At 37.5% G+C, this 7,359-nt stretch carries 4 protein-coding genes; all 4 read right to left on the reverse strand.

Going from position 1 to position 7,359, the window contains the following annotated elements; genetic code table 11:
• Positions 1-19: 19 nt before the first annotated feature.
• Positions 20-3,382 carry a TonB-dependent receptor gene (locus tag XM47_RS16440; protein ID WP_048694983.1) on the reverse strand — a complete coding sequence of 1,121 codons (3,363 nt, stop codon included), beginning with the start codon at positions 3,380-3,382 and terminating at the stop codon, positions 20-22.
• A gap of 469 nt (positions 3,383-3,851) precedes the next feature.
• Positions 3,852-5,288 carry a PQQ-dependent sugar dehydrogenase gene (locus XM47_RS16450; protein WP_053084595.1) on the reverse strand — a complete coding sequence of 479 codons (1,437 nt, stop codon included), beginning with the start codon at positions 5,286-5,288 and terminating at the stop codon, positions 3,852-3,854.
• 103 nt (positions 5,289-5,391) lie between these two features.
• Positions 5,392-6,381 carry a Kelch repeat-containing protein gene (locus XM47_RS16455; RefSeq protein WP_053084596.1) on the reverse strand — a complete coding sequence of 330 codons (990 nt, stop codon included), beginning with the start codon at positions 6,379-6,381 and terminating at the stop codon, positions 5,392-5,394.
• A gap of 10 nt (positions 6,382-6,391) precedes the next feature.
• The gene (locus tag XM47_RS16460; RefSeq protein WP_048694988.1) at positions 6,392-7,228 is read right to left on the reverse strand and encodes a 3-keto-disaccharide hydrolase; all 837 of its coding nucleotides are present in this window, start codon (positions 7,226-7,228) and stop codon (positions 6,392-6,394) included.
• Between the last annotated feature and the right edge of the window lie 131 nt (positions 7,229-7,359).

The following is a 7,359-nucleotide window of genomic DNA, read 5'->3' on the forward strand; positions in this document are numbered from 1 at the left end:
ATTAATCTGAGTAAAAAAATTATTTAAAGCTAATTCTGATACCTGCTTTATAAGAAGCTCCGACATCCAAAAAGCTGCTAGTCATGCCGGGTAATGCAACAAACTTTTCAATCGGTTCTTTCGTTATGTTGCTTGCTTGAGCAAAAAGTGAGTAATGTTTATTAATTTGATAATTTAAAGACACATCAACTTGGCCGCGCGCTCTTTCAAATTCAGGCGCATTATTCGAATAGACTTCAATATATGGATCAGACTGACCTTCAACTTCAGTGAGGGATAAATATCCGCCTCTATCAGGGTCAATAGATTTAATCGTTTTGTAACTTCTATCTCTGTAGTTATAAGCAATTCGGGCAGAGAAACCATATTTCTCATAAAAACCGACAAAGTTATAACTATTCTCTGATTGGTCTTGAACTGGTAAAGCTTCGCCTGTGAGTTCATTACTTCCTGAGTCTTGTGAGCTATTTATATAAGTGTAATTAAACTCGGTACCAAAACCTGACTGCCAACCCTGTAAAAAATCGAAAGTTGTTCTGTAGGTAAATTCGAAACCTTCAATCGTGCCGCCAGAAGTATTAATTGGTCGGTTTTCCTTTAATAAGGTATTACTGTTTTCAATCGCTTCGCCTAAACCATCTTCTGGGCCTGGTTTTCTGATGCGAGATACTCGAGTTATAAAACGAGAGATATCTTTTTTAAATAACGCTGCTGACAGTAAACCTGTATCAGAGAAGTACCACTCTAAACTGACATCAAATTGACTAGCTTCATATGGTAATAAATCAGCATTACCTGTACGATAATTTAAAACATCTTCATCCGTATTTTGTGGTACTGGTGCTGTTTCAGCTAAATCAACAGGGTTAGGCATTGAAATAGCTGTAGCAAAGGCGGTTCTTAAAAAGAGCTTATCTGTAAAAGCAAAAGACACATTCGCACTAGGCAATATCTTATCGATACTTCTTTCTTCTACATTCAGCGAATACGTCGATAAACTTACAGTTTCAGTGATTCCGTCTAAAGAAACAATTTCGACCGGTTCTGTGATAGGTTGAGCTGTTTGAGGATCAAAGTTTAAATTTCTTGATTCAATTTCATAGTCATAATTAATGTATCTAGCACCAAAATTACCGGTATAAGCAACTGAGCCTATTTCACCTTCAAAATTAAGCTTCAGGTAAGCGGCTTGGCTATCTTCATTAACCTGATATTGATTACCTATATTTTCTCGCCAAAATGCATGGCCTGTTAAGCGATCAAACCATAAATTATATTGTTCACCAAACACAGGTGTTAACCAGGATCTTGGAAACAAAGTAGATGCTGTATAATCGGTTAAAAAGTCTGGTGTCGGTGCAACCCCATCAATAACAAATGATGGCTCAAACTCTTCCATTTCAATAAATTTATTAATCGCATCACCACCTGCAATTCCATCGCGATTAGAGTCGCCAACAATTGGGTCTACGTTCAAGTTTACATTTGGATTAGCATTAGGATCATCAATGCGCTTTATTTGGTTTTGTTTCCTCCAAAATTTAGCTGTGGTGAAACGAGCTCCCATTTCAAACATAGTGAAATTAAACGCACCATCGAATAAGCTAATATCTAAATAACGGTCTGCATCTAATTTAAACTCGGTTTCTTCGTTACCAAACCAGCTTTCTTCGCCATTAAAACCACCAAAAGAAAAATTTTCATAACTCAGTATATCTGTGCCACAAGTTGGATCTACTTCACCTTTAATAAACTTACTATCTATAACATCGGGATCAGCTAACACTTGAGAAAAACAAGTATCCGATGCCGAGTCATAAAAAGTATCGCTACCAATTATACCAACTGTGGGAATGTCAAACCGGTTGTCTCTAAAATCCCAATAGCTATCTGGTGAAACAGAAAAGTTCATACTTAAATTTAAACCATCTGTGTATTGTTTAGCCTGAGAAATATTCAAGTCTGCTGTGACTTCCCAATCTTGAGCTAACCATTTAAAACCAGTAGCAATTGTCTTCTGAGTTTGCTCACTATTTTGGTTATTATTTGCAAACCTAACTGCATCTGATTGCAAGCGACCTGCGACCAAAACACCTCTGACAACATTATTTTGCTCTGGACAGTATAATGTTTGGCCTGCAGCGGCCTGGGATTGATCGGCACATACTGAGTATTCATTGCCAGATGGTGCTCTTTCAAACTCTTGAATAACAAATCCATCGGCTAATCGACTATTGTTTCCACCACCTCCAGCAGGGATAACAATTTTAGTTTGTGGCCTAAATTGCTCAAATTTTTGGTAAGTCGCTTGGAGATAAAATTCTAGATCTTCATTAGGCGACCATTGCAAATTCACATCTAAGCCGGATTTTTTATTATTAAATGGCTTACGTTCAAAAACAAAATTGTCTGGATGATAAATTGAGTAAGCCAACCTAGGTTCAACTGATTGGACACTTCTCGGGTTACCATTTTCATCTAAACCATAACGCAAATCACTTACCGGATAATCAACACCAGAAGACACTGAACCGTCTGCATGATTGATAGTACCTTGAGCTAAATAAGCGCATGGATGCTCTAAACTAGGCTCACTTATCGCTGGGTCAAACACTCCCACTGCTGTGTTGCCACTACCTGCACCACACTGAACATTAGGTCTATTATTTGGTAGACCCCATTCTGCGCCAAAACGATTAGTTGTAATATCTCTATCTTCATAGCTAACGTTGATTAAAGCACCAAAGAGACCATCATTTACTTCCCATTTTCCAGCAGCAAGCGCTGTACCAATAACACCTTTATCATTATTTGTACTATCTAAGTATTGATACTGACCTGAGAAAGTATGGCTATTTTTAAAATCTAATGGCTTAAAGGTCTTGAGACGAATAACCGCACCTAATGCCCCTTCAGTAGTGTCTGCCATTGGAGACTTAATAACTTCTATACCTTTGAATAACGCAGAAGAAGTAGAGTCAAACGCATTACTTCGGTTTCCATCGCCATTCGACACCATAGAACGACCATTTACTTCAACTCTATTTTGACTAATCCCCCGAACCTGAAAACCGGCGCCGTCACCAGTTTCATTTCTAAAAATTTGTACACCTGTAATTCGCTGTAATGCTTCAGCAACATTTGTATCGGGTAATTTACCTATGTCTTCAGAAGATATCGCATCCATAATCTGACTTGCATTTTTCTTTAAGAAGTTTGCTTCTTTTAATGCGTTTCTAACACCTGTAACTTCTATCACTTCGGTATCTTCTGCTTGTTCTTCGGCAGCGTAAACGTTCTGTAAGCTTATCGGAGCTAAAACGGTAGCTGACGCGAGTAAGTGCAGACGAATTTGTTCTGCTAGTGACTTGCGTTTAAACATTTTCTGGTTTCTCCCATCACATTTACTTGTGTGATATTTTTTATATGCACAAATTACGTACAAGCTTGATGTAAGTATTTTGTAAATTTTGTACAATTTTTATCGTAAAAAAGTTAGATGACCCAGTCAAACCCCCTTGTGGGCAAAAAAGATACAATAAGTCAGCAATACAAAATAAAACATTTAAAATCAACACATTACAAAAACAAAAAGCAAGGTAAACTAATGAAAAGTATTGTTAAGGGACAAAAATATGTCATTCCTGAAATTTTGAGACTCTTAAAAAATATAACATTTATTTAATATCTCAAGTTATGATTAACCAAAACCGCTTGGTTTCGAGTTTAAAAATTTAATAAGCTGGGACAAATAGGCACTAAATTGAGACGCACTAAACATGCATTTGAGTTAACGGCTTTAGCAAAACCGTTAACTAGAATTAGGAAGGTGAACAAGATTGGATTATTTTCTATAATTGAGAATTTACAGGCACTAGCTTAAAGATTTTCCCCTGCTTCTTATTTTGCTGATTTATCGCCACATAAATATCACCAGAGGGCGAAACAGCAACGTCCCTAACACGACCTTGATTCTTGATTAAAACTTCATCTTGAATAACATTTTCATCCTTGATCACAATCCGTCTTAATTCTTGAGCAGACATACCAGTTACTAAAAAATTATGCTTCCAATCGCTAAATTTTTCACCACGATAAAATTCAACGCCAGCTGTCGCTATAGAAGGTACCCAATAATGTTTTGGTTGTGCCATTCCAGGTAGAGCCGTTTTATCTGAGATTGGGGTGCCACTGTAATTAATCCCATAAGTAATTTTCGGCCAACCATAATTAATGCCAGGCTTAATCAAATTAATCTCATCTCCACCACGTGGGCCATGCTCTGTAGACCAAATTTTATTTGATTGAGTATCTAGTGCTAATCCTTGGGGGTTTCTATGTCCGTAACTGTATATAGTCTTAAGCGCATTTGGGCTATTAACAAAAGGGTTATCTAACGGAACTCGGCCATCATCATGCAGTCTGTGGATTTTTCCATTTGGCTTTGACAAATCTTGCGCCATCTCTTTTTTACCACGATCACCAATAGAAAAATACAGGTACCCTTTGTCTAAAACAATTCTCGAGCCAAAATGTGCACCTGTTGCTATTTGTAGGTTTGTCTCAGCAGTGTAAATATTCTGCTCATTTACCCATGAAGCCTTGTTTATTTTTCCTCTAGAGACAGCTGTCATTCCAATGTTTTTACCATCATTAGACTGCTTAGCATAGCTTAAATATATCCAACCATTACTGTCATAGTCAGGGTGCGGGACGACATCCAGTAAACCGCCTTGTCCTCTAAGCCAAATGTCAGGCGTACCTTTAATTAAAACTTTATCCGAGGTTTCTGTTGGTTTAAACCAAAGGCGCCCCTGTTTTTCAGTGATAAACATTTGCCCAGTATTTGTGAAACTTACCGCCCATACTGTCTCATCAAAAGACTCAATCAATTCCAACTTAAAATTATGTTGCTTCGATTGAAAAATTTTTGGTTCAGGCTTTAAACTATTTGTCGAGCCATGCTGTTTAGCAAGAAACGCTTGCTCTCGAATAAAAACCACCATACTGCGGATTTGCTCGTCCGATAAGGTGTGTTGCCAAGCTGGCATGCCTAAATCAGGCTTGCCATATTTAATGCTGCGGCTAACTTCATCATCACTGCTACCATGCTTCCAACTAGCATCAATCAAACTCCCGCCCATACCGCCTTGTAAATTTTTGCCATGGCAGCTTGCACAATTATCCTGATATATGTTTTTAATATCGCCTTTACTCATTTGTGCTAACGCGAGGCAGCTAAAAGAAGTTAAAGCGAAAAAGACTAACCAATTAGAATATACAAACATGACGATGCCTTGTGTTTGGAATTTAATGCCAAACCGAATATATAATAAAGTACCTGCTTATGCAGGTATTCTAGACTAGAACTAAATGGCTTACGTTAAAAAATTATTTTAATTCAATTTTCTCAATTGTTTTTAATTCTAGTTTTCCACCTCGGGTCCCTGCTCCACAGCAAGTCCAGACCGCATTATCATATAAAATAGCACCTGTGCCATGCCTACCCTCTACCATAGGCTGAAAGCTAGTTAACTTTAATGTGGTGACATTTAATACATCAACTTCATTATGGGCGGGGCTTGGACGATTACTTTCTCCTCCCAATAACCAAATCTCATCATTAACTGCAAGTGTAGAGGTACCCGCTCTGCCAATCGCTAACTTAGCTGATAATGTTGTCCAAGTTTGTGAGTGAATATCATATTGATCTATTTCATTTACAACCAAACTGAAAACTTCTTTGGTCGCTTGGGATGTGGTTCTGCCACCAATAGCAAAAATTTTGCCATTTACGACGCCAGCTTGGAAATGATCTCTTGATCTAGGTGCATCTGGTAAAATTTTCCACTGCCTCGTTTTTAAATCAAACTCATCCAACCAAGGTACAAAACCGCCGACATGACCATTTCGTATGCCTGCGACTAAATATAATTTATCCTGATAAATAACCACTCCAGCGCCACCTCTTCGACGATCAACTGGTATTTCTTCTTTTAATTCCCACCTGTCTTGTTCTGGGTAATAATAAATTATATTTTTAATCGCTGTTTCTTTTGGATATCGTCCTTGCATAGCCCCAATGATAATAATTGCATCTTGATACACCACAGCCTGAAAGTGATGGATATCAAATGGTGGCTTACTCGCTTGCTGCCAAGTAGATGATTTAGGATCGAATATATCAACAGGTTTAATCCCACGGCCACCTAAAGAATAAAATTTGCCTTTATACTCAACAAAGCTAGCTTCATGTCTTTGATGTAATTTTCCTTTAGCACTCACTTGTTGCCATGCATTCGCCTGCAATTCGGTGTGTGTACTAGAGCAAGCATTAATACCCATAACACAGGTAAAGGCTAACAAAAAATTTTTAAACATATCTATCATCCTAAATAGGGTCAGTTGAATTTAGTGGTCTAATTTTGATATTTCGATAAAACACCTCTGCGCCTTCTGCTTGAAGTACTATCTTGCCTTTGTCTAATTTAATCCATTTATTCAAATTAACATCCCATTTTTTAAAATTAAAAATTCTTTTGTTAATTTGACCATTAATAATGTGGATAGCTTGATCGCCTCTCACTACAATTTCCACTCTATTCCAATCTTGAGTTTCAAGTAACTGGCTATGTCGTATTCTGGTAATTTTATTTTTTTGTCCAACTTCAATTTGCTTACCTTGCCCTTTGATACCCGAAAAGTGATATGCCTCTAAACTACCAAATGAAGCAGGTTTAAAACTATCTTCATCAACAAAAGCTGATACTTTTGTACCAATAGCATATGTGTCACCTGTGTCTGTATCTTGAATCTGACACTCTACACTCAATGGCCATGCCGGCTTTCCAAAACCATGTGCGTGGTACAACAAGCCAGCATCTTTTAACAGTTCAGTTCTAGGCTTAAATTTATTTTTACCCCATTTATATTCAAGGCTAAATCTGTACTCAGAATAGGCTTGTTCAGAAATAATAGCGGCAAATGGCTGTAAGGTGTCGTGTTCTGCCTCTGGATATACATGTATCACACCATCCGTTACTTTAAATAAGTCCGCCGGTTCGCCTATTTCAGGCTTATTCTTAATATACACAGCTTGCCAACCAGCTAAATTTTCACCATTAAATAATGACACCCACTCATGGGTTTGACTCCGTGTGACTTGAGTCAAACTACAACTGGCTAGAACTAAACTTGCTGAAAATAATGTGGAAATTACCTTTATCATTTGAATTCCTTAATGAATATTTAACTGCTTTGTTGCTTTAATTTTTTAAAGGCGCTAGCAACTAGCTAAGTTAGAGCAACTTAGTATTGCTCAACCTGCTTAAAATTTGACCTGAGATTATAAACAAAGGG

Source organism: Catenovulum maritimum (assembly GCF_001050375.1).
GTDB lineage: Bacteria > Pseudomonadota > Gammaproteobacteria > Enterobacterales > Alteromonadaceae > Catenovulum > Catenovulum maritimum.